General features: G+C 64.2%; 26 protein-coding genes. 12 read left to right on the forward strand and 14 right to left on the reverse strand.

The genetic code is table 11. From position 1 onward, the window contains the following. Window positions 1-6: 6 nt before the first annotated feature. Window positions 7-1647 (reverse strand): FAD-dependent oxidoreductase, encoded by a 1641-nt coding sequence (locus ABD928_RS11115; RefSeq protein WP_345168759.1) that lies wholly within the window; start codon window positions 1645-1647, stop codon window positions 7-9. A 41-nt stretch (window positions 1648-1688) separates the two neighbouring features. Next, window positions 1689-2582: an alpha/beta fold hydrolase gene (locus ABD928_RS11120; protein WP_187715146.1), complete on the reverse strand. Its 894-nt coding sequence runs from the start codon at window positions 2580-2582 to the stop codon at window positions 1689-1691. 242 nt (window positions 2583-2824) lie between these two features. Between ABD928_RS11120 and argH the strand changes: the two genes are divergently transcribed. Next, window positions 2825-4222, forward strand: coding sequence for an argininosuccinate lyase (gene argH / locus ABD928_RS11125; RefSeq protein ID WP_345168763.1), 1398 nt, complete (start codon window positions 2825-2827; stop codon window positions 4220-4222). Here the strand turns inward: argH and ABD928_RS11130 are convergent. Genes ABD928_RS11130 through argC form a run of 5 tightly spaced genes read right to left on the reverse strand, consistent with a single transcriptional unit; the run spans window position 4211 to window position 9338 of the window. Continuing rightward, a complete protein-coding gene (locus ABD928_RS11130; RefSeq protein WP_345168766.1) occupies window positions 4211-5440 on the reverse strand; it encodes an argininosuccinate synthase in 1230 nt (409 codons plus the stop codon). The genes argH and ABD928_RS11130 overlap by 12 nt on opposite strands. Window positions 5441-5456: 16 nt before the next feature. Then, a complete protein-coding gene (gene argF / locus ABD928_RS11135; protein ID WP_187715144.1) occupies window positions 5457-6317 on the reverse strand; it encodes an ornithine carbamoyltransferase in 861 nt (286 codons plus the stop codon). Further along, window positions 6314-7180, reverse strand: coding sequence for an acetylglutamate kinase (gene argB / locus ABD928_RS11140; protein ID WP_345168770.1), 867 nt, complete (start codon window positions 7178-7180; stop codon window positions 6314-6316). Before argB ends, argF begins: the two co-directional genes overlap by 4 nt. Continuing rightward, window positions 7177-8337: a bifunctional glutamate N-acetyltransferase/amino-acid acetyltransferase ArgJ gene (gene argJ / locus ABD928_RS11145; protein WP_345168773.1), complete on the reverse strand. Its 1161-nt coding sequence runs from the start codon at window positions 8335-8337 to the stop codon at window positions 7177-7179. The genes argB and argJ overlap by 4 nt, the downstream gene beginning before the upstream one ends. Further along, a complete protein-coding gene (gene argC, locus ABD928_RS11150) occupies window positions 8334-9338 on the reverse strand; it encodes an N-acetyl-gamma-glutamyl-phosphate reductase (protein ID WP_187715142.1) in 1005 nt (334 codons plus the stop codon). Before argC ends, argJ begins: the two co-directional genes overlap by 4 nt. Before the next feature lie 59 nt (window positions 9339-9397). On the opposite strand from argC, the gene argR reads away from it, so the two are divergent. Continuing rightward, a complete protein-coding gene (gene argR, locus ABD928_RS11155) occupies window positions 9398-9859 on the forward strand; it encodes an arginine repressor (protein WP_345168777.1) in 462 nt (153 codons plus the stop codon). On the opposite strand, the gene ABD928_RS11160 is transcribed toward argR, so the two are convergent. Both ABD928_RS11160 and ABD928_RS11165 read right to left on the reverse strand, forming a co-directional pair. Beyond that, the gene (locus ABD928_RS11160) at window positions 9848-10327 is read right to left on the reverse strand and encodes a hypothetical protein (RefSeq protein WP_345168780.1); all 480 of its coding nucleotides are present in this window, start codon (window positions 10325-10327) and stop codon (window positions 9848-9850) included. The two genes, argR and ABD928_RS11160, sit on opposite strands and share 12 nt — an antisense overlap. A gap of 13 nt (window positions 10328-10340) precedes the next feature. Continuing rightward, entirely contained in the window at window positions 10341-10520 is a 180-nt protein-coding gene (locus ABD928_RS11165; RefSeq protein WP_187715139.1) for a hypothetical protein, read from the reverse strand. A gap of 282 nt (window positions 10521-10802) precedes the next feature. Between ABD928_RS11165 and ABD928_RS11170 the strand changes: the two genes are divergently transcribed. Together ABD928_RS11170 and ABD928_RS11175 are read left to right on the forward strand one after the other, a co-directional pair. Continuing rightward, on the forward strand, window positions 10803-11474 hold the full coding sequence (locus ABD928_RS11170; RefSeq protein WP_187715138.1) for a glycosyltransferase family 25 protein: 672 nt from the start codon (window positions 10803-10805) through the stop codon (window positions 11472-11474). Next, entirely contained in the window at window positions 11471-12463 is a 993-nt protein-coding gene (locus ABD928_RS11175; RefSeq protein WP_187715137.1) for a hypothetical protein, read from the forward strand. Before ABD928_RS11170 ends, ABD928_RS11175 begins: the two co-directional genes overlap by 4 nt. 58 nt (window positions 12464-12521) lie before the next feature. On the opposite strand, the gene ABD928_RS11180 is transcribed toward ABD928_RS11175, so the two are convergent. From ABD928_RS11180 to rpsM, 3 genes are all read right to left on the reverse strand, one after another. Continuing rightward, window positions 12522-13592 (reverse strand): DNA-directed RNA polymerase subunit alpha, encoded by a 1071-nt coding sequence (locus ABD928_RS11180; RefSeq protein WP_187715136.1) that lies wholly within the window; start codon window positions 13590-13592, stop codon window positions 12522-12524. Window positions 13593-13688: 96 nt separating this feature from the next. Next, the gene (rpsK, locus tag ABD928_RS11185; protein WP_187715135.1) at window positions 13689-14078 is read right to left on the reverse strand and encodes a 30S ribosomal protein S11; all 390 of its coding nucleotides are present in this window, start codon (window positions 14076-14078) and stop codon (window positions 13689-13691) included. A gap of 108 nt (window positions 14079-14186) precedes the next feature. Next, on the reverse strand, window positions 14187-14555 hold the full coding sequence (rpsM, locus tag ABD928_RS11190) for a 30S ribosomal protein S13 (protein WP_187715134.1): 369 nt from the start codon (window positions 14553-14555) through the stop codon (window positions 14187-14189). 185 nt (window positions 14556-14740) lie between these two features. Between rpsM and ABD928_RS11195 the strand changes: the two genes are divergently transcribed. The 8 genes from ABD928_RS11195 to ABD928_RS11230 all read left to right on the forward strand — a co-directional run bounded on the left by ABD928_RS11195 (window position 14741) and on the right by ABD928_RS11230 (window position 22187). Then, window positions 14741-15217 carry a DUF2127 domain-containing protein gene (locus ABD928_RS11195; RefSeq protein WP_187715133.1) on the forward strand — a complete coding sequence of 159 codons (477 nt, stop codon included), beginning with the start codon at window positions 14741-14743 and terminating at the stop codon, window positions 15215-15217. Between the two features lie 38 nt (window positions 15218-15255). Continuing rightward, complete coding sequence (locus tag ABD928_RS11200) at window positions 15256-16191, forward strand: bifunctional riboflavin kinase/FAD synthetase (protein WP_345168789.1); 936 nt, start codon at window positions 15256-15258, stop codon at window positions 16189-16191. Beyond that, a complete protein-coding gene (locus ABD928_RS11205) occupies window positions 16188-17237 on the forward strand; it encodes a glycerophosphodiester phosphodiesterase family protein (RefSeq protein ID WP_345168792.1) in 1050 nt (349 codons plus the stop codon). Before ABD928_RS11200 ends, ABD928_RS11205 begins: the two co-directional genes overlap by 4 nt. A 121-nt stretch (window positions 17238-17358) precedes the next feature. Next, window positions 17359-20247: an isoleucine--tRNA ligase gene (ileS, locus tag ABD928_RS11210; protein WP_187715131.1), complete on the forward strand. Its 2889-nt coding sequence runs from the start codon at window positions 17359-17361 to the stop codon at window positions 20245-20247. Beyond that, entirely contained in the window at window positions 20240-20737 is a 498-nt protein-coding gene (gene lspA, locus ABD928_RS11215; protein ID WP_187715130.1) for a signal peptidase II, read from the forward strand. Before ileS ends, lspA begins: the two co-directional genes overlap by 8 nt. After that, a complete protein-coding gene (locus ABD928_RS11220; protein ID WP_187715129.1) occupies window positions 20730-21137 on the forward strand; it encodes a DUF3035 domain-containing protein in 408 nt (135 codons plus the stop codon). The genes lspA and ABD928_RS11220 overlap by 8 nt, the downstream gene beginning before the upstream one ends. Window positions 21138-21164: 27 nt before the next feature. Continuing rightward, on the forward strand, window positions 21165-21716 hold the full coding sequence (locus ABD928_RS11225) for a winged helix-turn-helix domain-containing protein (RefSeq protein WP_345168798.1): 552 nt from the start codon (window positions 21165-21167) through the stop codon (window positions 21714-21716). Between the two features lie 123 nt (window positions 21717-21839). Further along, window positions 21840-22187: a hypothetical protein gene (locus ABD928_RS11230; RefSeq protein WP_187715127.1), complete on the forward strand. Its 348-nt coding sequence runs from the start codon at window positions 21840-21842 to the stop codon at window positions 22185-22187. On the opposite strand, the gene sseA is transcribed toward ABD928_RS11230, so the two are convergent. Further along, a complete protein-coding gene (gene sseA / locus ABD928_RS11235; protein WP_345168802.1) occupies window positions 22184-23017 on the reverse strand; it encodes a 3-mercaptopyruvate sulfurtransferase in 834 nt (277 codons plus the stop codon). The genes ABD928_RS11230 and sseA overlap by 4 nt on opposite strands. Beyond that, a complete protein-coding gene (locus tag ABD928_RS11240; RefSeq protein WP_345168805.1) occupies window positions 23017-24969 on the reverse strand; it encodes a M28 family peptidase in 1953 nt (650 codons plus the stop codon). Before ABD928_RS11240 ends, sseA begins: the two co-directional genes overlap by 1 nt. Window positions 24970-24987 lie beyond the last annotated feature (18 nt).

Consider the following 24987-nt stretch of genomic DNA (forward strand, 5'->3'; position numbering starts at 1 on the left):
GAAGCCTTACCCGGCGGCCGTGACTTGCATCTGTGGCTGGACGATCATCGGCCGCGCTCGTTCCTGAGCTGCAAGATATTGATGAATCGCCGCGACCACCTGAGCGCCATCGCCGACCGAAGCCGCGACGCGCTTTACCGAGCTTGAGCGCACGTCGCCGACCGCAAAGACTCCCGGCTTGTTCGTCTCCATCGGGAAACGGTCATCGCCGCCGGTCAGCACGAAACCGCGCTCGTCCAGCTCCAGTCCGGAGCTTTGCAGCCAGTCCGTGTTCGGCTCGGCCCCGATGAACGAGAAGAGATAGCGGCAGGGCGCGTCGGTCTCCTTGCCCGAAGTGCGGCAAAGCAAGCCGACGCGTTCGAGTGCGCCGTCGGAGCCATCCAGCCGGCAAACTTCGGCCCCGATGACAACGTCGACGTTCGGCAGGCTCTCTATGCGGTCGATTAAATATTGAGACATGGTCGCGCTCAGCGGCCGCCGGGCGACCAGGGTCACCCGGCGCGCACGACTAGCCAGGAAGACCACCGCCTGACCGGCGCTGTTGCCGCCACCGACCAATGTGACGTCTTCATTGGCCGCAAGGTCGGCTTCAAGCGGCGATGCCCAATAATGAACGGACGATCCCTCGAATTCGTCGAGCCGCTCGACGCCCAGTCGCCGGTAGCGGGCCCCGGTGGCGATGACGACTGCACGCGCCTGGACGCGCTCGCCGTTGGCAAGGAGGAGGTGGCAGGGGTCGTTCCCGCATTCGAGCTTCACCGCCTCGTCGGGAATGGCGAGCTCGACGCCGAACTTCTGCGCTTGGCTGAACGCTCGCCCCATCAGCGCCATGCCGGAAATGCCGGTGGGGAAGCCGAGGTAGTTCTCGATCCGCGCCGATGCCCCGGCCTGCCCGCCGAACGAGCGGCAATCGATAGTCAGGACCGAAAGGCCTTCCGACCCCGCATAGACAGACGTCGCCAGCCCCGATGGCCCGGCACCAATCACGACGAGATCGTAGAGCTTGTCAGCATTGATCGGCCCCACCAGGCCAACGCAGCGGGCGAGCTGGCCTTCGTCGGGATTCCGAAGCAGCTTCCCGTTCGGGCAAAGCACGATCGGCAGTTCTTCCTCGGCCACCTGGAACCGCTCGACCAAAGTGCGCGCGCAACTGTCCTGAACAGGGTCCAGCCGCTGGTACGGATGACCGTTGCGGCGAAGGAAATTGACCAGGCGAAGGACGTTTCCGTCCGCCTCGTTGCCGATGATGATCGGCCCCGCGCCCGCTTCGATCAGGCCCATTCGCCGCAGGATAAGCGAGCGCATGATGCGCTCGCCAAGCTCGGCTTCTGCGATGAGCAATGCCCGAAGGCGCTCCGGCGCGATCGCGATGCCCTCGACGTCGGTGAGGGCCTTGGAATCGACCAGCACCGGCCGGCCGGACAATTGCGCGAGCTCGCCCATGAAGTTGCCGCGTTCGTGCGTGACGATGTGCGATGTCTTGTCGCCGTGGTCGTGCTGGGTGACCTCCACTTCGCCCGACAGGACCAGCATCAGGCCGGGACCTGTCTCGCCGATCCGCGAGATCATCTCGCCCGCGCGGTAGGTGCGCGGCTCCCCAAACCTGGAGAGCCGCGCCAACTCATCATCCGACAGGCGGGGGAACATTTGCGCCCCGCGCGTCGCAATCAACTCTCGCTGCCCGTCACTCATTGAGCGAGGACGGGTTCCACGATCAGCTTCTCTTCTTCGCGGGCATCCGCTCCGAAGTCCTCACCGCGAATGAAGGCGAGCAGCACCGGGTTCACGATTTCCGGATGAGTCGTGCACAGCCCGTGCGGCAGGTCCTTGAAGGTCTTGAGCGTGCCATTCTTCAGCAGCTTGGCCGATAAGGGACCCGAGTCCGCATAAGGCACGATCTGGTCGTCTTCGCTGTGGATGACGAGCACCGGTATCTCGATCGACTTCAGGTCTTCAGTGAAGTCCGTTTCCGAGAAGGCCTTCACGCATTCGTAGTGGGCCTTGATGCTGCCCATCATGCCCTGCCGCCACCAGTTGCGGATGATGCCTTCCGACACCTTCGCGCCCGGACGGTTGAAACCGTAGAACGGCCCGGTCGGGATATCGAGGAACGCCTGCGAACGATGGCTGGCGACCGCGGCGCGATATTCATCGAACACTTCGATCGGCGTGCCGCCCGGGTTGGACTCCTTCTTGACCATCACCGGCGGGACCGCGTCGACCAGAACAGCCTTGGCGACCCGGCCCTTGGCGTGCTGAGCGACGTAGCGAGTCACTTCGCCGCCGCCGGTCGAATGGCCGATATGGACTGCGTTCGTCAGGCCGAGCCCGGTGACCAGATCGTCGACGTCGGAGGCGTATGTGTCCATCTCGTTGCCGCCGTCAGTCTGGGTCGACCGTCCATGTCCGCGACGGTCGTGAGCGACGACCCGGTATCCCTTGTCGAGGAAGAACATCAGCTGGGCGTCCCAGTCGTCCGCGCTGAGCGGCCAGCCGTGGTGGAAGACGATCGGTTGCGCGTCCTTCGGGCCCCAATCCTTGAAGAAGATCTCGGTGCCGTCCTTTGTGGTGATGTAGCTCATTTGAGCCCTCCCGGGGGGTGGAGTGCCGGCCGGCGAGACCGGCGTCGGTGTCGCGAGTGGGGGCCGATCGGCAGAGATACGCGTCCACCAAACGCATCGGACTCGGGTCGTGACGTCGACAGCCAGTATCAGGATTTCCCTGACAGCGCGATGACATCGCGAAGGTTTGCGGCGCGCGTCCGAAACGACCCGGCGCGGCGGCATGGTTTGACCCCTTGTAGCACGCGTGGCAACGCATCGGCATGTCCGACCAACTCCCAAGCCAGAAGACCTGGGGCGGCCGCTTCCGCGGTGCTGCGTCGGACCTGATGACGAAAATCAATGCGTCGATCGGCTTCGACAAAAGATTGTGGCGGGAGGACATCGAGGCGTCGAAGGCCCACGCGGCGATGCTGCGCGACCAGGGCATCGTCGGCGCCGAGGACGCCGAGGCGATCCTGAAGGGTCTCGACACCATCGCCGGTGAGTTCGAGCGGGACGGCGTGCCCGAGCGCGTCGAGCTCGAGGACATCCACATGACCGTCGAGCACCGGCTGACGGAATTGATCGGCCCGGCGGCTGGGCGCCTCCACACGGCGCGCTCACGCAACGACCAGGTTGCGACGGACTTTCGGATGTGGGTGCGGACGTCTTGCGATGAAGCCGCCGCCAACATTCGTGAACTGCAGCGCGCTCTCGTCGATGTCGCGGATCGTCATGCCGACACCGTCATGCCGGGATTCACGCACCTGCAGGTCGCGCAGCCGGTGACGCTTGGCCATCATCTGCTGGCCTATTACGAGATGCTTCGGCGCGACGTGTCCCGCTTTGTGGATGCGCGGCGGCGCATGAACGACAGCCCTCTTGGTGCGGCCGCGCTTGCAGGTACGGGATTCTCGCTTGATCGGGATACAACGGCGAAAGCGCTCGGGTTCGACCGTCCCACGGCGAACAGCCTCGACAGCGTATCCGACCGTGATTTCGCGCTAGATTATCTGTCGGCAGCAGCTCAGTGCAGCCTCCACCTGTCGCGACTTGCCGAGGAACTGATCATTTGGGCAAGCCCGCAGTTCGGCTTCGTAAGGTTATCCGACTCATTCTCTACCGGCTCGTCGATCATGCCGCAGAAGCGCAACCCCGATGCTGCCGAGTTGGTGCGAGGCCACAGCGGCCGGATCATCGGCTGCCTCACGTCGCTGATGGTGACGATGAAGGGCCTGCCCCTCGCTTATTCGAAGGACATGCAGGATGATAAGGAGCCGGTGTTCGACGCGGCCGACCTGCTGACGATCTCGATCCAGGCGCTCGGCGGGATGATCGAGACCTGTGAGTTCGTGCCAGAGCGCATGCGGGCGGCGGCAGAGCAGGGGTTCTCGACCGCAACGGACCTGGCCGACTGGCTGGTGCGCGAGGCCGGCGTGCCGTTCCGCGAGGCGCATCACGTCACTGGCGCAGCCGTGAAAGCTGCCGAGGATCGCGGCTGCGGTCTAAACGAGCTTCCGTTGAACGCGCTCAAGGCAATCGACGCGCGTATCGACCAACGGGTTTTCGATGTCCTCAGCGTCGATGCATCGGTGCGCAGCCGCACAAGTTATGGCGGCACTGCCCCCGAACGTGTTCGGGAGCAGATCGCGAAAGCGAAGGCCGACTTAGGCCTTTAGCCGCCGCGCTCGCTGGCCCAGAGTCCTTAGCCGCAGAGCGTTCAACCGGATGAATCCCGCCGCATCGCGCTGGTCGTAGTCGCCGGTGCCTTCCTCGAACGTGACGAGATCCTGGTCGTAGAGCGAATGCTCGCTCTCCCGACCGATGACGGTCGCATTGCCCTTGTAGAGCTTCATCGTGACGCGGCCGGTGACATGCTCCTGGCTCTTGTCGATCGCGGCCTGGAGCATCTCGCGCTCCGGCGAGAACCAGAAGCCGTTGTAGATGAGGCTGGCGTAGCGCGGCATCAGCTCGTCCTTGAGATGCATCGCGCCGCCATCGACGGTGATGCTCTCAATCCCGCGATGTGCCGCGAGTAGGATCGTCCCCCCGGGCGTCTCATAAACGCCGCGCGATTTCATCCCGACGAAGCGGTTCTCGACCAGGTCAAGGCGGCCGATGCCATTATCGTGACCAAGCGTGTTGAGCCTCTCCAGCAACGATGCGGGCGAGAGCTTCTCGCCATCGATCGCCACCGGATCGCCGCGTTCGAAGTCGATCGTGATCGTGGTCGCTTCGTCCGGTGCGTCCTCAGGCGAAATCGTCCGCTGGTGGACATATTCCGGCGCGTCGAGCGACGGGTCTTCCAGCACCTTGCCCTCGGAAGACGAGTGCAGGAGGTTCGCATCAATCGAAAAGGGCGCCTCGCCGCGCTTGTCCTTGGCGATCGGGATCTGGTGCTTCTCGGCGAAGTCGATCAGCGCCTCGCGGCTCGCATGCTTCCACTCGCGCCACGGAGCGATCACGCGGATGTTCGGCTCCAGCGCATAATAGCCTAGCTCGAACCGGACCTGATCGTTGCCCTTGCCGGTCGCCCCGTGGCAGACTGCGTCGGCGCCAACCTGCCGCGCAATCTCGATCTGGCGCTTTGCGATCAGCGGACGGGCGATTGACGTGCCGAGCAGATACTGTCCCTCGTAGACCGTGTTCGCGCGGAACATCGGGAAGACGAAGTTGCGGACGAACTCTTCGCGCAGGTCGTCAATGAAGATGTTCTCCGGCTTCACGCCCAGCATCTCGGCCTTGCGCCGCGCGGGCTCGACTTCCTCGCCTTGGCCGAGGTCGGCGGTGAAGGTCACGACCTCCGCGTCATATTCGGTCTGCAGCCACTTCAGGATGATCGAGGTGTCGAGACCGCCGGAATAGGCGAGCACCACCTTCAGCTTCTTGTTGGTCATCATTCTTCCTCGAAATTCAGGCAGTGGCGCCGGTGAGCCAGAGCATCGCTCCGCGCGCCGTATGCATCCGGTTCTCGGCCTGACGCCAGACCGCGGAATTGGGGCCGTCGATCACGTCGGCGGTGACTTCCTCGCCGCGGCGGGCTGGGAGGCAGTGCAGGAACGGCGCGTTTGGCGCTTTCGCCATTAGGCCGGCATTGACCTGGTAGGGCGCGAACACCTCTCGGCGCTCGTCGCTGTCTTCATCTCCCATCGACACCCATACGTCCGAGTAGACGACGTCCGCTCCATCCATCGCCTCAGCAGGATCGACGACCTGGTTCACGGCCAGCATAGGTGCGGCAAAGCCGTATCCGGGCGGGCTGGCGATATTGAGCGTCGCGCCGAGCAGCGCGCAGCCCTCTGCCAGCGAACGCGCGACGTTGTTGGCCTCGCCGACAAAGGCGATCTTCACGCCCTCAATGCGGCCGGTCAGTTGCTTGATGGTCAGCAAGTCGGCGAGCGCCTGGAGAGGATGGTCGGACGCCGACAGCATGTTGAGCACCGGCGCGGCATTGAGCGCAGCCATCTGCTCCAGCAGGTCATGATCGAACACCCGCGCCGCGATGACAGCGTGGTAGCAGGCGAGGGTGCGGGTAACGTCCTCGACGCTCTCGCGTTCGCCGATGCCAAGCTCGTTCGGCTGCAAATAGACGGGGTGACCGCCAAGTTGCGCCGCGGCGACCTCCATCGAGTTACGCGTGCGTGCGCTCGGCTTCTCGAAGTAGAGCGCTACGCCCTTGTTCTGCAGTGAGTGCGTGTACGGCGCTTCGGACAAGGCGAGGATCGCGTTGAGATCGTCCGCCGAAAGGTCGCGGATGGCGAGGAGATGCTTCACCAGTTCGCCTCCCGCTTGACCATCGTGCCGACGCCATGGTCGGTCAGAAGTTCGATCAGCAGCGAATGGTGTACGCGGCCGTCGATGATGTGCGCACCGCCGACGCCCTGATCGACCGCATCGGCACAGGCCTTGAGCTTCGGGATCATGCCTTTCCCGACGCTTTCATGGCTGAGCCGCTCGCGAAGCTCCGATGAGGTGAGCCGCTGCACGAGCGTGCTCTCGTCCTTCGGATTTTCGAGCAGGCCCGGAACAGCGGTCAGGTAGACGATCTTCTCCGCCTTCATCGCGACCGCGATCGCCCGCGCGGCCTCGTCCGCATTGACGTTGTACGGCTGACCCGCGGCATTGGCGCCAATGGTCGAAACCACCGGCGTCAGGCCGTCGTCGAGCAGGCGATGAAGCAGTTCCGCGCGGACGCCCGTGACATTTCCCACGAAGCCAAGCGCGGCGTCGGCGGGCGTCACCGTCAGCAGTCCCGCATCTTCACCCGACACGCCAACCGCGACCGGCTCTTCGCCGGCCTGGCTGTTGATGGTCGAGACGAGGTCGCGGTTGATCTTGCCGACCAGCACCATGCGGACGATCTCGAGCGTCTCTTCATCAGTGACGCGAAGGCCGTCACGGAACTCCGGCTCCTTGCCGACGCGGCGGAGCATCGTGTCCACCTGCGGCCCGCCGCCGTGGACGAGCACGCAGCGCACGCCGACGCTCCGAAGCAGGAGCACGTCTTGCGCCAGCGCGAGGTCGGACTCACGATCGATCGCCGCCCCGCCGAGCTTCACGACGATCGACTTGCCGGCCCACTGCCGGATGTAGGGCAGCGCCTCGACGAGGACGTGCGCGGTCTCTCCGGGGGTCATGACGTCTTGCTGTTTTCTTTGATGTAGCCGGGGCCGAGGTCGATCCCGATCATCTTCGCGGATGCCTTGCCCGCGCCGAGGTGGACCTCGATCTGGACCTCGTCGCCCATCATGTGCCGGGCGAGCGCGACGCCGTCATGGGCGATACCCGCACCGCCCTTGGCGACAATGATTCCGCCGTACGCGACCCGCGACTTGGCGACGTCCAGCTCGACGCCGGCCGAACCTGCAGCCGCCATGAGCCGTCCCCAATAAGGATCGCCGCCGTACCAGCTGCACTTCACGAGGTTGTTCTCGACGATGTTCTTCGCCGCGATCTTCGCTTCATTGTCGTTGGCCGCGCCGGTGACGACCAGTCGAGCGATCCGCGTCATGCCTTCGGCATCGCGCGCCATCTGCATGGTCAGGTCCTCGCAGGCGGCTAGAAGCGCATTGCCGAACTCTTCGTGGCTGGCCTTCCCGCGCTTGCCCGACGCCAGCACCATCGCCGTGTCGTTGGTCGAGGTCGCGCCGTCGACGTTCAGCGTGTTGAACGTCGCGTCGGAGGCCGAGCGCAGCACCTTCTGGATCAGCTCTCGCGGAACGTCGGCATCGGTGGTCAGGAACGCGAGCATCGTCGCCATGTTCGGCGCGATCATGCCGCATCCCTTGGCCATACCGCCGAGCGTGAAGGTCGCTCCCTTGATCAGGACCTCCTTCGGCTTGTGGTCGGTGGTGAGGATGCCGCGAGCCGCGTCATGGCCACCTTCGACCGACAGCTTCTTGGCGAGCTTCGGCGTCGCATGGAGGATCGGCTCCATCGGCAGCGGCGTACCGATGATGCCCGTCGAGCAGACCAGAACCTGGCTCGCGTCCACGCCGAGCGCGTCGCCCGCAGCCGTGCCCATGAGCTGCGCGTCCTTGTAGCCCGACGCGCCGGTGCCAGCATTGGCGTTGCCGGAATTCACGATCACCGCCGTCGCCTTGCCGCCATTCGCTTCGAGCAGCTTGCGGCCGAGCTCGACCGGCGGCGCCGCAAACTTGTTCTGCGTGAACACGGCCGCGCAGGCGACCGGTTGGCGGTCGTCGGTCGCCAGCAGCGCCATGTCGAAGCGCCGCTTCTTGATGCCGGCGTGGCAGCCGGCCGCGACGAAGCCTTCGGCCGCGGTTACGCTCATGGATACACTCCGATTGCAGTGAGCCCGGCCGTCTCCTCGAGGCCGAGCATGAGATTGGCGCACTGGACCATCTGGCCCGCCGCGCCCTTTCCGAGATTGTCGATCGCGGACAGTGCGAGCACACGTCCTGTCCGCTCGTCGTACCGCGCCGTGACCTGCACACCGTTGGAGCCAGAGACCCATTTGGTCGCGGGCGAAGCATCCGTGACGTGCACGAACGGCTCACCGGCGTAGGCGCCCTTCAGCGCCTCCAGCGGATCGCCACTGCCGGTCGCCTCGCCGTAGCAAGTGGCGAGGATGCCGCGGGTCATCGGGACAAGGTGGGGCGTGAACAGTACGGTCGCTCCCAACGCCATTTCCATTTCGGCCGTATGACGGTGACTGAGCAATCCGTAGGCGGCGAAGTTTCCGTCGACCGTGCTGAAGCCGGTCGCTTCCTTCGCCTCGCGGCCCGCTCCGCTGACTCCGGAGGCGGCGTCGACGATCAAGCTCTCCGAGTTGACGAGTCCGCTGTCCACCAGAGGCTTCAACGCAAGGATCGCCGCCGTGGCGTAGCATCCGGCGGCAGCCACCGCCTTCGCACCACGGATCGCCGCCCGGTTCAGCTCCGGGATGCCGTACACGAACGTTTCGAGCAGGGCCGGGGCCTCGTGCGCATTGCCGTACCAGCGCTCGTAGGTTTCGGCGTCGTCGAGCCGGAAGTCCGCGCCGAGATCGACGAACGGGATTCCGCGATCGAGAATAGCCTGCGCGATCGCCTGACTATGCCCGTGAGGCAAAGCGGCGAAGACCAGGTCCACGTTCGCCAGCGCAGTCTCGTCGAACTTCGCGAACGATCCTGCATAAGCCGCCGCGAGGTGCGGATGCGTCTCCGCTACCGGACGCCCAGCCTTGCTCTCACCGAACACCTTCGTTGCTCGCAGCTCGGGGTGAGCAGCAAGAAGCCGCAGCAATTCGCCGCCGACATAGCCCGAGGCTCCAAGGATGGCCGTTCGAATCATGAGGGACGGCGCTATTCACGCATTTGCATAAATATGCAAGTTAATGCATAGACATTCAGATGACCGAATTGAAGGAGCGCCGGCAGAAGGCCATCGCCGAACTGATCCGTGAGCATGCGCTCGCAAGTCAGGAGGAGGTTGCGTCGCGCCTCGTGAGCCTCGGCTTCGAGGTGACCCAGGCGACCGTCTCCCGCGACCTCGAGCAGCTCGGCGCGCTCAAGGTCCGCCGTGACGGAGTTACGAGTTATGCGCTCCCCGACCGCACGGGGGCGAATGGCGGCTCGCCGTCTCGGCTCGCCGCGGTTCTGCACGACTGGGTCCACACGATCGACGTTGCTGCAACGATCGTCGTCCTCAAGACGCCGCCGGGCACCGGGCATCTCGTCGGAGTGGCGCTCGATGAATCGCCGTTTCCGGAGATCGTCGGCACCATCTGCGGTGACGACACGATTTTCGCGGCTTGCCGAAGCGCGGCTGACGCGGTCACGCTCGCGGCGACGCTACGGGATTTAGGGCGATGAGGGCTTCGGGTCGAACGACGACACGATGATGTCCCAATGATCTTCGAGTAGCTCGAACCGCCGCTTCTCTTCTGCGTCGAGGACCTTCTTGTCGGGCCGCAGGCGCTTACTCGTGGCCTCCCATGCCTCGTCCCAGGCGCCGCCGAGCTCCACCGCCGCCGGCGCATCCCGGTAAACAATGGTCGCGCGAATATCCCACCGGTTGTCGCCCGGGATGTGCGTGAACGGCTCGTCGAAGCGGAGCTCCTTGATGAAGCCTTGCCGCTGCATCTCGATCAGCATCGATGCTTCATTTTTGCGGTAGAGTTTTTTGAACTCCTCCGCGCTGCCCCACTTGGCGCGATAATAGGATTCGACAGTGACCGGATTTCCCGCGGGGGCCCGGGTGGACGCGGCCGATCCGGCGACTGTCTGGGCGGCCGCGCCCTGTGCGCAAACTGCCAACGCAAGCACGAGCACGCTCCTCATATGCGATCCCCCTTCAGCGCAATTTTACGATCTTCAGCCCGTCTTCCTTGGCCCTCTGCTTGATGGACTCTTCACTGCGGGTCAGCGCCTTCGCGAGCTGCTTCAGCGCCATCCCCTTCGCCGCGAGCGTCCGCAACTTCGCGAGTTCCTCCGGCTTCCACGGCTGCCGATGCCGCTCAAATCGCTCCGCCATTTCGGCTCCTTTTCCCAGTGCGATGACTAGTCGCTGTTCGAAGCGGGTGATAGTGGCCGCGACCAGTCGAGACTTGGCTTAGAGATGTTGCGTAAATTCTTGCGTTGGTTGTTACCCTCCGCCGATGCCTGCCGACATTGCGGCGACCCTGATGGCGATCACGAGGATTGCGCTCTCTTTTGGGTGGGGTGGTGAGCGGGGCTAGCCTTAGTTCCAGATATTAATAGCGCAGTTTGTTAATTCGTGTTAACCGTTAGTTTACGGCATTGGGGGAGTTTGCCCGTGCAATCCAGCGTCTTCACATTCTTCGATCGCGTTCGAGTGATCAACCTCGCGGACCGGCCCGACCGCAAGCGTGAGATCAAGCGGGACCTTCGGCCACTCGGCTGGACTCCCGACGAATCGGATTTCCTGGTCGCCTCGCGCCCTGTCGTTTCAGGCCCGTTTATCAGCATCGGCGCACATGGTTGTTTTCAAAGCCACGCGCGGGCCGTACGGGAAGCGGCGCGGGCCAAGGAAAGTCTCTTGATCCTTGAGGATGACTGCTCTTTCCTTCCTGAAGCCGGAACTTACGAGGTTCCGGACTGCGATATCTTCTACGGCGGATGGAACGAGCTGGCGGAGGACGGCGACTATGTCGTCGGCTCGCATTGTATGGGCTTCAGCCGCCGTGCCGTTCAACTGCTCGATAGCTATCTAGCCGCCTTTCTTGCCGCGCCAGCCGATCCCAAGGCTATGACCGAGCCGGGATTTGACCCTGCGGTCAAGCCGGGGATCGACGGAGCGTACGTTTGGTTCCGGCGCGCCCACCCGGAGCTCACGACAGTGTTTGCCAATCTTTCGTTTCAGAGGTCCTCACGATCCGACGTGACGCCGGGCCGCCTGGACCAGATCTCATTTCTTCGCACGCCATTGAGCGTTGCACGACGTTTCAAGACCCTCGCCGCAAGATGACGCCCGAAGTGACGCTGGTCTGCTGCATCGAGGCAGGCCGGCTGGAGACCCAGACGCTTCTGATGATCCGCTCGCTGCGGTACTTTGGCGGCAAGTATGCCCACATCCCAGCGATTGCAGTCGTCGGCCGGGCAGGGGCGCCATTGAAAGCGGAAACGCAAGAGGAGCTAGTTTCGCTAGGAGTTCAAGTCATCAAGGCGTCGGGAGACAACCCCTCGCCCTGGCTCGGATATGCCAACAAGGTGGCCGCCGTCAGCGTCGCGGAGCGAAGGGCGAATACGGATACGATCGTATGGGCCGACAGCGACATACTGTTCGCGGCCGAACCGATGGCTTTCGACCTTCGTGGCGCGGACTTTGCGGCTCGCAGTGAATGGCTCCCGCCGGCTATTCGACGCGGTTCCTCTGCTAACATCGCATATTGGCAGAAGGTCTGCGACCTGTTCGGCCTCAAGTTTGAGAGCGTTCCCTGGGTCGATCGTGAGGACGGTCGTCCTGAGCAACGCATGTACTTCAATTCCGGCCTGTTCGCTTGGCGGAAGGGCAGCGGGTTCGCTCAGGCGTACGCATCGGCATTCTCCCGGCTGCTCGGAAGCCGGATCGCGCAGTCCAATGGGGCATTTCACTTCGCTGACCAAGTGATCCTGACGCCGGTCGTTCTGAGGCTGAACTTGCCATGGCGCCACCTGAGTCAGACTGAGCATTGCATGTTCTTCCAGGGGTTCATCAGCGGACAGGACGCGACCCCGCCGATGCAGGGCGCGTCGGTCATCCATTATTCCAAGTCGTTGGATGAGCCCTTCAGAACGTCAGCGCTCGAGCGCTTGAAGAGGGAATTGCCGGCTTTGCACGCCTGGTTCGAAGCGCAGGCCGAAGTTCATTTGCCGTCTCGTCCCGCCCGACTTGGGCCGTCAATACTGCGACTTTGGCGAGGACTGCGCTGGCGCCTTTATGGCGCCCGTGTCCGCCCTTGCTTCGACGTCGGTTAACAAGAAAAGGGCCGCCCCAGCGGGACGGCCCTCTTATTTCCAGCGAAGTCCGGCGTGATTAGCCGAGCATTTCCTGCTCAAGCTTCTTCGCCATCTCTTCGATGTTCTCCGGCGGCCAGCCCGGGATGTCCATGCCGAGGCGCAGGCCCATCGAGGCAAGGACTTCCTTGATCTCGTTGAGGCTCTTGCGGCCGAAGTTCGGCGTACGGAGCATCTCGGCCTCGGTCTTCTGAACCAGGTCGCCGATGTAGATGATGTTGTCGTTCTTCAGGCAGTTCGCCGAACGGACCGAAAGCTCCAGCTCGTCGACCTTCTTCAGGAGGTAACGGTTGAGCTGGTTGGTGTCGGTGGTCGTCTCGGCAGCCGACGGGACCGCAATGCCGGCGGTCAATGGCGCGGCCTGACGGACCTGGCCCTCGTCGAAGTGGACGAACAGCTGCAGCTGGTCCTGGAGGATGCGGGCCGCATAGGCCAGCGCGTCTTCCGGGGTCACCGTGCCGTCGGTCTCGATCGTCAGGTTGAGCTTGTCGTAGTCGAGCTCCTGTCCGACGCGGGTGTTCTCGACCTTGTACGCAACCTGGCGGACCGGGCTGTACAGCGCGTCGACCGGGATGAGGCCGATCGGCGCGTCGGCGGGACGATTGGCGGCGGCGGGGACGTAGCCCTTACCGATGTCGACCGTCAGTTCCATGTTGAGCGTCGCGCCATCGTCGAGGTGGCAGATGACGAGATCCGGGTTGGTGACTTCAATGTCGCCGGTCGCCTGGATCATGCCCGCGGTGACTTCCGCCGGGCCGGTCGCGGACAGCGCCAGACGCTTCGGGCCTTCGCCTTCCATCTTGAGCGCGATCTGCTTCACGTTGAGCACGATGTCGGTGACATCCTCGCGGACACCCGCGAGGCTCGAGAATTCGTGCAGCACGCCTTCGATCTTGATCGAGGTGACTGCCGCGCCCTGAAGCGACGACAGAAGGACGCGGCGCAGCGAGTTGCCGAGCGTCATTCCGAAACCGCGCTCCAGCGGTTCGGCGACGAAAACGGCGCGGCGGCGAGCGTCGCCCGAGCCCTGCTTGCGCTCCAGCGCGTTCGGCTTCTTGAGTTCCTGCCAGTTCTTCGCGTTGACGGCCATGTTTCTTCCCTAGCCTGGGCGGGGGAGGTGGGAGTCCCGCCCGTAAAATTCAAACTGCCGCCGGATTTCGACCCGGCGGCGACGGCAGTGGCCGCGTCAGACGCGGCGGCGCTTGCTCGGACGGACGCCGTTGTGCGGGATCGGCGTGACGTCGCGGATCGAAGTGATTGTGAATCCGACCGCCTGGAGTGCGCGAAGGGCGCTCTCGCGGCCCGAACCTGGACCCTTGACCTCGACCTCGAGCGTGCGGACGCCGTGCTCGGCGGCCTTCTTGCCCGCATCTTCGGCGGCAACCTGCGCCGCGTACGGCGTCGACTTGCGGCTGCCCTTGAAGCCCATCATTCCGGCGCTCGACCAGGCAATCGCATTGCCCTGCGCGTCGGTGATGGTGATCATGGTGTTGTTAAAGCTGGCGTTCACGTGTGCCACGCCGCTGGTGATGTTTTTGCGTTCCCGCCTACGGAGACGCTGCGGTGCCTGGGCCATTCGTTCTTACATCCTTCAAAAGTCGTGCTGGGGCGTCGCGCCTCGCTCAACTCGCCATCCGGCGGAGTAATAGCGGCGCAACCGTCCCCCGGACGGTCGCTGCTGCTATTACTTCTTCTTTCCGGCGATCGGCTTGGCCTTGCCCTTGCGGGTGCGCGCATTGGTGTGCGTGCGCTGGCCGCGGACTGGAAGGCCCTTGCGGTGGCGGAGGCCACGGTAGCAGGCGAGGTCCATAAGACGCTTGATGTTCATCGCAGTCTGGCGGCGGAGGTCGCCCTCGACCGTCTGATCGCGATCGATCGCCTCGCGGATGTGCAGGACTTCCTGGTCGGTCAGGTCCTGGACACGGCGCTCGGGAGCAATACCCAGGTCTGCCGCGATCTTCTTGGCCGTCGTGCGGCCAATGCCGTGGATGTAGGTCAGCGCAATTTCAACGCGCTTGTTGGTGGGGATGTTAACCCCGGCAATACGAGCCATTCTCTACCCTTCTTCAAGCTCCACAGGGCGCCAACCGCCCCATCTCGTCGCTAGAAAAGCCCTGTTTCCAAACGAAAAACCGACGCGCGCACGAATGCGCCGCCGGAACCGGTGGATCGGGATAGGTGCGAAATAGGATTTGGGGGGCTTCAAGTCAAGCGTCGGCCCGTGTAGCCGCCGCGGCCATGAAAGAGCGCCGGATTCATGGCCTGTTCGTACTGACCGTGGGCCTTAAGGGCTTCTACGCGCTCGTGGAAATGGCCAGCGGCATCGCCCTTTATCTCGTGGCTCACGATTCGATCATCAACTTCCTCAGCCGGTTCATTACCGAGGAGCGGCTTCAGGACCCGCAGGACTGGGTGGCGAGCACGGCAATGAAGCTCGCGCATAGCTTCTCGCTGGAAACCCAGCATTTCTACGCCTTCTATCTGTTCACCCATGGTCTGCTGAAGCTGGCAGTGGTGATCGGCCTCCTGCGCGAGAAGCTGTGGGCCTATCCGGCCTGCTTCGTCGTGTTCAGCGCATTCATCGTCTACCAGCTCTACCGCTACAGCTTCACGCAGGACGTCGGCCTGCTCCTGCTTTCGGTCCTCGACGCGTTCGTGATTGCGCTGGCTGTGCACGAGTACCGGCTCCTGAAAAAGCATTTGCCGACGCACTGATTTGCGATGGCGGCGCTGCGCCGATAGAGCCGCGCGCGATGCAGCGCCTGTACCACGACCAGCCCATTCCCGAAGAGTTTCGCGGCGCCGTCCTCGCGCTCGGCAATTTCGACGGCTTCCACCTCGGCCACCAGGCGGTGGTGAGCAGGGCGATCGCGCTCGGCTTTCACCTTCGGCGGTCGGTGATCGTCGCCACCTTCGACCCGCACCCGGTGCGCCACTTCAGGCCGGACGTTCCGCCGTTCCGCCTTACCACGCTCGACCAGCGGGAGAGCCTCTTCGCCCATGCCGGCGCGGACGCCATGCTGGTCTTTCGCTTCGGTGCCGAACTTGCCGCGATGGACGCGGAGCAATTCGTCGCGGACGTGCTGGTGAAGCGCATCGGAGCCGTGGGTGTCGTGACCGGTGACGACTTTAGCTTCGGCAAGGGCCGCTCCGGCGACGTCGCCCTCCTGAGGGACATCGGCGAGCGCCACGGCGTAACCGCCGAAGCCGTCTCCCAGGTCCTCATCGAAGGCGAGCGCGTCTCGTCCGGCCGTATCCGCGAGGCGCTGATCGCCGCCGATATGGGCATGGCCACCCGCCTGCTGACGCGTGCCTATGCCATCGAAGGCGTTGTCGAGCGCGGCGACGGGCGGGGAGGGGCCGAGCTCAACTGCCCGACCGCGAACATCCGCCTCTCCGACTATCAGCGCCCCGCTTACGGCATCTACTCCGTCCGCGTCCGGCTCGACGACGGCAGCGAATATCCCGGCGTCGCCAGCCTCGGCGTCCGCCCGATGTTCGACCCCCCGGTCGAGCTGCTCGAAGCCAACCTCTTCGACTTCAGCGGCGACCTCTACGGCCGCACCATCGAAGTGGGCTTGCATCATTACATCCGACCGGAGATGAAGTTCGACAGCATGGGGGAGCTGGCCGAGCGCATGAAACAGGATGCGGACGAGGCAAGGCGGCTTTTAGCACTGCCTGAATGAAGGGCTGGATCCGGCTCGTCGCCTTTGCGGGCGCGATCATCCTGCTCGTCTTTACGTTCATCAATGCCAGCTGGCTGGCCGGAACCTCGCCTGGCGGTGTCCGCCTGATCGCCCATCGCGGGGTTTCGCAGCTGTTCGACCACACGGATCTGAAGCGCGACGATTGCACCGCGACGCGGATCGAGCAGCCAGTGCACGATTACCTTGAGAACACCGTCCGCTCGATGCAGGCGGCGCGGCAGATGGGTGCTGACGTGGTCGAGATCGATATCGCCCCGACCAAAGATGGACAGATCGCGGTCTTCCACGACTGGACGGTCGATTGCCGCACCAATGGCAAGGGCAACATCCGTGACAAGACCATTGCCGAGGTCAAGCTGCTGGATCCCGGCTACGGCTACACGGCGGACAGCGGGAAGACCTTCCCGTTCCGCGGCCGCCAGGTCGGCACCATCCCGACGCTTCAGGAGGCGCTAAACGCGCTTCCGTCCTCGCCGATCATCTTCAACTTCAAGGGCACGGACGCGGGGGAAGCCGACCAGCTCGGTGTGGCCCTCAAAGCCGCGCGCCGCGACGTCGTCGCCCGCAAGGACATATTCTACGGAGCGCCCGGCCCGGTCGACCGGATCCGGCAGATTTATCCGGACGCCTTCGCCTGGAGCAAGGAGGGCGCCAAGGCGTGCACGATGGACTATCTGAAGCTTGGTTGGACCTCGATCGTCCCGCAAAGCTGCCGCAACGGCATCCTGATCGTCCCGCTCAACCGCCAATGGGCCTTCTGGGGCTGGCCCAACCGCACCATCCAGCGGATGGACAAGGTGGGCGCCCGCATTCTCATCGTCGGCCCCTACGGCGACAAGCGCGGGATGGGCCTGACCTTGCCAGAACAACTCGGCAAGATCCCATCGACGTTCAAGGGCTACGTCTGGGTGGACGACATCTGGACGGTCGGTCCGGCGCTCCGCCCCAATCACGACATCCGCACGCAAGCGGAGCAGGATGCCGCCGAGGCAGGATTGAAGCGACGGAGAGAAGCCACGAAATAAGACACCTTCTCGTCATTGCGAGCGAAGCGAAGCAATCCAGCTGGATTGCCGCGTCGCCTTCGGCTCCTCGCAATGACGGGCAGGTTTGCATCTCCCACCTCAGCCGCTAGAGCCGCGCGCAATGGCCGACAGCCCTGACACGACCGAATTGAAGCGGGATTATCGCCCGACCGTCTTCCTGCCCAAGACCGACTTTCCGATGAAGGCCGGCCTGCCGCAGAAGGAGCCGGCGATTCTCGCCCGCTGGCTGGAAGGCGACATCTACCAGCAGGTGCGTGTCAATCGCGCCGACCGCGAGAAGTTCATCCTTCACGACGGCCCGCCCTACGCCAATGGCGACATGCACATCGGCCATGCGCTGAACCACATACTCAAGGACATGGTCGTGCGCACCCAGACTTTGCTGGGCAAAGACGCGCCCTACGTGCCCGGTTGGGACTGCCACGGCCTTCCGATCGAGTGGAAGGTCGAGGAGCAGTACCGCAAGAAGAAGCTCAACAAGGACGAGGTGCCGGTCAAGGAATTCCGCGCCGAGTGCCGCGCCTATGCCCAGCATTGGGTCGACACGCAGCGCGGGCAGCTGAAACGGCTCGGCATCGGCGGCGACTGGGACAATCCGTACCTGACGATGGATTTCCAGGCGGAAGCGACGATCGTCTCCGAGCTGATGAAGTTCGCCGAAAGCGGCCAGATCTATCGCGGCGCCAAGCCCGTGATGTGGTCTCCGGTCGAGAAGACCGCACTGGCCGAAGCCGAGATCGAATATGAGGACATCACCTCGACCCAGATCGACGTGGCGTTCGAGATTGTTGAGGCGCCAAACTCGCCCGCGCTGCAAACTGCGTTAGGCCAAGGTCCCGTATTCGCGGTCATCTGGACGACCACGCCTTGGACGATTCCCGTCAATCAGGGCATCGCATTCAATCCGGACGTCGAGTACGAACTTTGGAGATATCCGGGCGGCACGATCTTGGTCGCCGGAGACCTTCACAAGTCCGTCGATAAGCGCCTGCATGATGCGGGCTGGTATCCGGACTCGGATACGTACGATCTTGCGGGCAACCTGAAAGGTTCGGAACTAGCGGGCGCATCGGCCAAGCACCCGATGCACCACCTGGGCGGCTTCTTCGCCAAGCCGCGTCCGTTCCTGCCGGGCGACTTCGTGACTACCGATCAGGGCACGGGCCTCGTTCACATGGCGCCGGATCATGGCGAGGACGATTTCGAGCTGTGCAAGGCGAACGGCATCGACCCGGTCTTCGCGGTCGATGCGGCGGGCTTCTATCGGCCCGACTGGCTGTGGCTCGGCGGGCAGGGCAGCGTCATCAACAACAAGTTCAACGCGCCGGACGGCCCGATCTGCTCCGACCTGCGCGAGGCCGGCGCCTTGCTCGCGGCGAGCGCGGACTTCCTGCACAGCTATCCGCATAGCTGGCGGTCGAAGGCCAAGGTCATCTACCGCTGCACGCCGCAATGGTTCGTTGCCATCGACCGACCGCTCTCGCAATTCTCGCCCGAGACACGGGCCGAGCAGCGCTGGGACAATGAAGGCGGCGCCGACCCGATCGACGAGGATACCGGCGCGACGCTTCGCCAGCTCGCGCTGAACGCCATCGCCAACACTCGGTTCGTTCCGGAGAAGGGCGGCAACCGCATCGGCTCGATGGTCGAGCAGCGCCCCGACTGGGTGCTCAGCCGTCAGCGCGCCTGGGGCGTCCCGATCGCGCTCTTCGTCGATCGCAAGACCGGTCAGCTCCTCGTCGATCACGAGGTCAACCACCGCATCGTCGCCGCCATCCGCGAACAGGGCGTCGACGCGTGGGACGCGGAGAACGCCGCCGCCTTTCTCGGCAATCGCAACCCCGACGATTACGAGATGGTCACCGACATTCTCGACGTCTGGTTCGACAGCGGATCGACCCACGCCTTCGTGCTGGAAAGCGGACGCTGGCCCGAGCAGCGCTGGCCCGCCGACCTTTACCTCGAAGGCTCCGACCAGCATCGCGGCTGGTTCCAGTCCTCGCTACTCGAAAGCTGCGGAACGCGCGGCCGGGCGCCGTTCAACGCCGTTTTGACCCATGGCTTCACGATGGATGCCAAGGGCCTCAAGATGTCGAAGAGCCTCGGCAACACCGTCAACCCGCTCGACCTGATGAAGGAGCATGGCGCCGACATCCTTCGGCTGTGGGCACTGTCGGTCGACTTCACCGAGGATCATCGCATCGGCAAGGAAATCCTCGCCGGCGTCGCCGATCAGTATCGCAAGCTCCGCAACACCTTCCGCTATCTGCTCGGCGCGCTCGCCGATTTCCGCGAGGAGGAGAAGGTCGGCATCGAGGCGATGCCGGAGCTGGAGCTGTACATGCTTCATCTGACGGCGGAGCTGGACAAGAAGCTGCGGCAGGCGGTCAACGACTTCGACTTCAACAGCTACACGCGGCTGCTGTCGGACTTCGCCAATAACGATCTGTCGGCCTTCTATTTCGATATCCGCAAGGACGTCCTCTACTGCGAAGTGAACGCGGAGACCGGTTTCCAGACCGAAAAGCGCCGCGCCTACCGCACCGTTCTCGACGAGCTGTTCCAGGGCCTTGTCCGCTGGCTCGCTCCAGTGCTGGTGTTCACGACCGAGGAGGTCTGGGGCACGCGCTACCCGGATGCGGAGTCCGTGCATTTGCAGGAATGGCCGGAGATTCCGGACGTGCCCGCCGACGACGGCCGTTGGTCCGCGCTGCGCGAACTCCGGACGCAGGTCACCGAGGCGATCGAACCGCTCCGCCGCGAAAAGGTCATCGGGTCCAGCCTGCAGGCGGTTGTGACCTTGCCCGAACTTCCAGCCTCGCTGGAAGAGCTCGCCGAACTGTTCATCGTCTCGTCAGTGAAGGCAGGCGATTCCATCCGCGTGGACGAGACCGACAACAACAAGTGCGGCCGCTGCTGGCGCTATCTGCCGGAAGTCACCGAGGACGGCGAACTTTGCGCCCGCTGCGAGGACGTTTTGAATGCGTAAGGGTGCTCTCGGCTTCACCGTCGCCGCGATCGTCTTCATCCTTGAGCAGGTCACCAAGGGGATCGTTCTCGGGCCGCTGGACCTGCGCAATGTCATGCAGATCCGGATCCTGCCGATCTTCAACCTGACCTACACGGAGAACCACGGGATATCGCTCGGCCTGTTCCAGGCATCGAGCGACGCCATGCGCTGGGGTCTCGTCGCCGTGACCGCTGCCATCGCGGTCGGGGTCGCGGTCTGGATTACGCGCGAGGAGAAGCGCTGGGACCAGATCGCGCTCGGCATGGTGCTGGGCGGAGCGCTCGGCAACATCCTCGATCGCGTCCGCCACGGCTATGTCGTCGACTTCGCCGACTTGCACTTCGGCGACTTTCGTCCCTTTTTCATCTTCAATGTCGCCGATGCAGCGATTAGCATTGGCGTCGCCATCCTGTTACTGCGGGCCTTCCTGGTAAAAGAGGCTCCCAAGGAGAATGCCGAACATGCGTAAGTTGCTCCCGCTTCTGGCCGTCCCCGCCTTCGTGCTTGGAGGTTGCGGCGTGATTGGCGGCAAGCCTCAGACTCCGGACGAATTTCAGGTTGCGCGCAATGCGCCGCTGGTGATCCCGCCCGACTATACGCTGACCCCGCCGGTCGCCGGCACGGTCGCGCTGACCCCGCAGGATGCGCAGCAGCAGGCGGTCGACGCCTTGTTCGGCGGCCCGGCTCCGCGCAGCCAGAGCGAATTGAATCTGCTTGAAAAGGCCGGTCGCGACCGTGCGCTGGTCGGCGCCCGCTCGACCGCCAGCGATCCCGACACGCGCGTCGTGGACAAGGGACCGACGACCATGGCAATTTTGAACGCGCCGGAATCTGACGGGCAAGTCGCATCCGCTCAGGTCCCGCAGTAATTCAATCTGGGGGGAACGAGGCAGGACATGGCTGAAGAGACACTTTCCGCACGCCTCGTGGAAATCGAATCCATGCTCGAACGGTCGCGCCGCCGTTTCGAGGAGGGCACGCGCCTCGTCGAGGAAGCCCAGCAGATCATGGGCGAGATCCAGCAGGCGCTGATCGGCGCGCCGACACGCGTTTCGCCGGAAGACAGCGACGAGGCGGCGTCGAAGCTGCTGCAATCGCTGAAGGCCACCGGCGGGGAAATGCCGGAAAGCCTGTGCGGCGGCCGCCTGTCGGTCGACCAGGTCCAGCGCCTGATCCGCATCGACGGCCATCCCATCGGCATCACCGAGATGGAATATCGCGTGCTGGAGCTGCTGGCGTTTGCACGCAACAATGTCGTGACTCGGGCGATGCTTCTGAAGCACCTCTACCGCCGCGCCGACGACCAGCCGCAGCCGAAGATCATCGACGTTTTCATCTCGAAGCTCCGCAAGAAACTGCGCAGCGCTTCGGGCGGGGCGGAGTTCATCGAGACGATCCCCCAACGTGGCTGGATCCTCCGCGACATCGACGCCAACCAGGGGGCTTAGCTCTCGTGCTCCTGCGAAGGCAGGAGCCCAGTAGTCCTTCATCCCATAAACTAGGCTCCTGCCTTCGCAGGAGCGCGCACGCGTTCACACTTTCTTGACCATCCGCGCGCGACAAGTGCGGGCATGTTGCAGATCCTTTCGATCGAGGCCGCTTCCGAAGCCCCCGTTGCCGGCGGCGAGTTGGCCGCGCGCATCGCGGGCCTGCAGCGCGCGCTTCGCATCCTCGAGCCTGGCGGAGGTGGTCCCTCCTGCGACGCCGAGGAATTCGACGCGATCGAATTCGCCAGCGAAGCCGCCAGGCGCTGCTTCGACATTCGCTCCGAACGGGTCATCGGCGAAGCCTCGGCTGGCCTGGAAGCGGTCGTCAGCGTACGCGGCACCGGCCGTGAACCACATCCCGCAGCGGTCGACCTGGTCGCCGAAGCGATCCGCGACGGCCTCGCTAGTCTGGATGACCTGATCCGCCGCTAGGCCGGACCAGTTTCCTTCGGCGTATTGGGATCAGCGCCCCATTCGCTCCAGCTTCCGTCGTAGAGCCGAGTATCGCGATTACCGAGCAGCCTTGCCGCGAAGATCAGTGAATTCGCGGTTACACCGGACCCGCAGTTCGCCACGAACGGGCGGTCCGGATTCACACCGGCCTTGTCGAACAGCTCGCGCAATTCCTCGCGCGACTTGAAGGTGCCGTCGGGATTGTAGAGCTCTGCGAATGGGAGATTTCGGGCGCCCGGGATATGGCCGGCAGCAACGCCGGGACGCGGGTCCGGCTCGCTCCCCTCGAAGCGCCCCCGCCCACGAGCATCGACCAGCGGAACTCCCAAACCTCTGCCGACATCGCGCTTGTCGACCACCTCTCCGCGCCGCTCGGCGGCACTGAAGCGCGCCTTCCGCGGCCTGGGCTCGCCGCTTTCGGTCGGCCGGCCCTCCGCCAGCCATTTCGGCAGCCCGCCATCGAGGATGGCGACATTCGCTGCCCCAAAATGGCGGAGCATGAACCAGCCGCGCGCCGCGTTGCGGGTGGCGGAATTGTCGTAGACCACGATCCGGTCGTCCCGGCCTACGCCAAGCGCCTCCATCGCACGTCCGAAGTCGGCGGCGCTTGGAAGCATGTGCGGCAGGGGGCTGTGTGTATCGGCGACCGCATCGATGTCGAGGAACCGCGCCCCCGGGATGTGCGCCGCAAGATATTCTTCGCGCCCGCTGCGCTTCGTCGCGGGCATATGCCAGGTGGAATCGACGACAGCGACGTCCGCCTTGCCCAGGTTCTGGGCCAGCCATTCGGTCGAGACCAGATCGTCCATCAGCGAGCCTCCAGCAGGCCGACGCGCTGCAGGGTCGCGAGGAAGTCCGCAACTTCGGCGATCGGCACCGGCCCGACGGTAGCGGTCAGTTGGTTGCCAATGTCCTGAACGCTTCGGTTACCGTCGACGAGATTAAGTGCCTCGTAGGCGAAGCTCGGCCCGTCGCGAGGGGCCTCTCGATCGAGCAGCTTCGGGCGGGGAAGCTTGGCCTTCTCAAGCTGATCGTCGAGCCAGGAATAGCCGAAGCCGGTCATCGGGCCCTTGGGGTTTGGCTTGCGGCGATAGACGACGCCTTCGATGTGCGCAGGGGGCGCGTCGGCTGTACTCTGCGGCCCTACCAGGCCGAAACGGGCGAGCGACGCCGCCTCTTCGGTTTCCGCTGCCTGTGCGAATTGCACTGCATTCGGATTGGGCGAACGACGGGCGGCGGCTTTCCGCTCCAGCGCTTCATTTTCCATGGCAGCCGCTAGAACCGGGACCTCGTCCTGCCCGACGTTCGCGAGATACCAGCCGGACGCAGCAGCAATGAAGATCGCCCGCTTCATTTTCGTCGCGTCGAGGTTCTCGGGGACGTCGCGGTTGGTGTGGATGTAGCGGTCCGGCCAATCCGACACATAGATGATCGGGGTCCGCCAGCTTCCTTCTGCCCAGACCTGATGGTCGCTGCCTTCGGAGAAGCCGCCGACCTTCGCCTGCAGCGCGTCCCTGGTGCCCTCCGGGTCGATCAGCGGCCAATCGCCCGAGCCGCTATCGGCGAACGCAAAGGTCTGCCGATTGACCCAGCGGGTCAGCGCGAACGCGACATCGTCGACCAAGCTCGGCGAACTGGGAGGCGAGCCTTCGACGCGCAGGACGCCTTTGGTCGTTTCGGTCCGGCCGCCGATCATGTCGAGATGAATGGCCGCCAGCGTCCTCTCAGCGAACTCCGGACGCGCGTTGAGGAGCGAGATCGTGCACTCGACTTCGCACGGCCAGATGAAGCGCAGGGTCCGCTCCGGCTGGGGCAGGCGGCCTTCCTTCACAAGCCGATTGAGGGTGCGTGCAACCTCGAGAATGCCGGCGCATCCGCTGGCATTGTCGTTCGCGCCGGGCGAAGGGTGGTCGAGGTGGCAGGAGTAGAGAATTTCCTTCGCGCGGTCGCGGCCCGGGATCACTGCTGTCGGGATCAGATATTCTCCGGGTGATCGTCCCGCCTGCACCGCCGCCCGCAGCTGGACGACCTCGCCCTTCTGCAAACGTTCCTGCCAGGCGTGTGCTCGGGCAGGGGAGATCATGAAGGCGAATGTGGGGTCCTTCCACGTGTCGAGATGGCCCCACCGGATCAGGCTCTCGTCCTCGCCCCACCACGCGGATTTCTGGTTCTGCGCCCAGGAGACGATGCCTGCGGCGCCATATTTCGTGACGGCCAGCTTCGCGACCGCCTCCGGTTGCGAGGAAGTCAGCACCAATTTCCCGCGGACGTCCTTGCCGGCATAATCGCTGTCGGCCGTCCCCACGCCGACATCGACCAACGGAGCGTGGGCCGTCCCGCTGACGCTGTCCTGCGCAAGCGTGATGGGCTGGTCCTTCCACGATGCAATGCGTTCCGCATCGATCCAGCGCCCGCCGTCCTGCTTCTGCTCCCAGAGCTCGGCAAAGGTCGCGTTCCAGGCGGGTCGCGAGCGCTGGGTCCCGTAGAAGATTTTCCCGTCGGCGGGCAAAGCCATGATGCTCGCTTCGGCCAAACCATAGTTCTCGAGCCGACTGCGGATCAGTTCAGCAGCGCGTCGATAGCCCTGAGATCCGCGCATGCGGTGGTTGAGGGAGAGCGCCTCTACCGTCCGCTTCGCTGCGCCTCCGGACACTTGGCTGGCGATGGCCTCCGCATCCGAGGTTTTGAGTAAAGGCGGCGGTTCTGCCCCTGCTGCGGTCGCCACGACCAGCAGCCCGGACAGGATCACGGTTCTCAGCATGCTACCCCCTGATGAAGC

The sequence above is a fragment of the Sphingomonas daechungensis genome, assembly GCF_039543105.1.
In the GTDB taxonomy this organism is placed as follows: domain Bacteria; phylum Pseudomonadota; class Alphaproteobacteria; order Sphingomonadales; family Sphingomonadaceae; genus Sphingomicrobium; species Sphingomicrobium daechungense.

What these genes read in the sequence shown, in the direction of transcription:
- ileS (WP_187715131.1), top strand. Translation starts at nt 17,359, where the DNA reads ATGGCCGACAGCCCTGACACGACCGAATTGAAGCGGGATTATCGCCCG.
- ABD928_RS11175 (WP_187715137.1), top strand. Translation starts at nt 11,471, where the DNA reads ATGACGCCCGAAGTGACGCTGGTCTGCTGCATCGAGGCAGGCCGGCTG.
- ABD928_RS11130 (WP_345168766.1), bottom strand. Translation starts at nt 5,440, where the DNA reads ATGACCAACAAGAAGCTGAAGGTGGTGCTCGCCTATTCCGGCGGTCTC.
- sseA (WP_345168802.1), bottom strand. Translation starts at nt 23,017, where the DNA reads ATGGACGATCTGGTCTCGACCGAATGGCTGGCCCAGAACCTGGGCAAG.
- argB (WP_345168770.1), bottom strand. Translation starts at nt 7,180, where the DNA reads ATGACCCCCGGAGAGACCGCGCACGTCCTCGTCGAGGCGCTGCCCTAC.
- ABD928_RS11120 (WP_187715146.1), bottom strand. Translation starts at nt 2,582, where the DNA reads ATGAGCTACATCACCACAAAGGACGGCACCGAGATCTTCTTCAAGGAT.
- ABD928_RS11180 (WP_187715136.1), bottom strand. Translation starts at nt 13,592, where the DNA reads ATGGCCGTCAACGCGAAGAACTGGCAGGAACTCAAGAAGCCGAACGCG.
- argR (WP_345168777.1), top strand. Translation starts at nt 9,398, where the DNA reads ATGACCGAATTGAAGGAGCGCCGGCAGAAGGCCATCGCCGAACTGATC.
- ABD928_RS11220 (WP_187715129.1), top strand. Translation starts at nt 20,730, where the DNA reads ATGCGTAAGTTGCTCCCGCTTCTGGCCGTCCCCGCCTTCGTGCTTGGA.
- argJ (WP_345168773.1), bottom strand. Translation starts at nt 8,337, where the DNA reads ATGAGCGTAACCGCGGCCGAAGGCTTCGTCGCGGCCGGCTGCCACGCC.
- ABD928_RS11195 (WP_187715133.1), top strand. Translation starts at nt 14,741, where the DNA reads ATGAAAGAGCGCCGGATTCATGGCCTGTTCGTACTGACCGTGGGCCTT.
- rpsM (WP_187715134.1), bottom strand. Translation starts at nt 14,555, where the DNA reads ATGGCTCGTATTGCCGGGGTTAACATCCCCACCAACAAGCGCGTTGAA.
- ABD928_RS11240 (WP_345168805.1), bottom strand. Translation starts at nt 24,969, where the DNA reads ATGCTGAGAACCGTGATCCTGTCCGGGCTGCTGGTCGTGGCGACCGCA.
- argH (WP_345168763.1), top strand. Translation starts at nt 2,825, where the DNA reads ATGTCCGACCAACTCCCAAGCCAGAAGACCTGGGGCGGCCGCTTCCGC.
- rpsK (WP_187715135.1), bottom strand. Translation starts at nt 14,078, where the DNA reads ATGGCCCAGGCACCGCAGCGTCTCCGTAGGCGGGAACGCAAAAACATC.
- ABD928_RS11115 (WP_345168759.1), bottom strand. Translation starts at nt 1,647, where the DNA reads ATGTTCCCCCGCCTGTCGGATGATGAGTTGGCGCGGCTCTCCAGGTTT.
- argC (WP_187715142.1), bottom strand. Translation starts at nt 9,338, where the DNA reads ATGATTCGAACGGCCATCCTTGGAGCCTCGGGCTATGTCGGCGGCGAA.
- ABD928_RS11165 (WP_187715139.1), bottom strand. Translation starts at nt 10,520, where the DNA reads ATGGCGGAGCGATTTGAGCGGCATCGGCAGCCGTGGAAGCCGGAGGAA.
- ABD928_RS11230 (WP_187715127.1), top strand. Translation starts at nt 21,840, where the DNA reads ATGTTGCAGATCCTTTCGATCGAGGCCGCTTCCGAAGCCCCCGTTGCC.
- lspA (WP_187715130.1), top strand. Translation starts at nt 20,240, where the DNA reads ATGCGTAAGGGTGCTCTCGGCTTCACCGTCGCCGCGATCGTCTTCATC.
- ABD928_RS11200 (WP_345168789.1), top strand. Translation starts at nt 15,256, where the DNA reads ATGCAGCGCCTGTACCACGACCAGCCCATTCCCGAAGAGTTTCGCGGC.
- ABD928_RS11160 (WP_345168780.1), bottom strand. Translation starts at nt 10,327, where the DNA reads ATGAGGAGCGTGCTCGTGCTTGCGTTGGCAGTTTGCGCACAGGGCGCG.
- ABD928_RS11225 (WP_345168798.1), top strand. Translation starts at nt 21,165, where the DNA reads ATGGCTGAAGAGACACTTTCCGCACGCCTCGTGGAAATCGAATCCATG.
- ABD928_RS11205 (WP_345168792.1), top strand. Translation starts at nt 16,188, where the DNA reads ATGAAGGGCTGGATCCGGCTCGTCGCCTTTGCGGGCGCGATCATCCTG.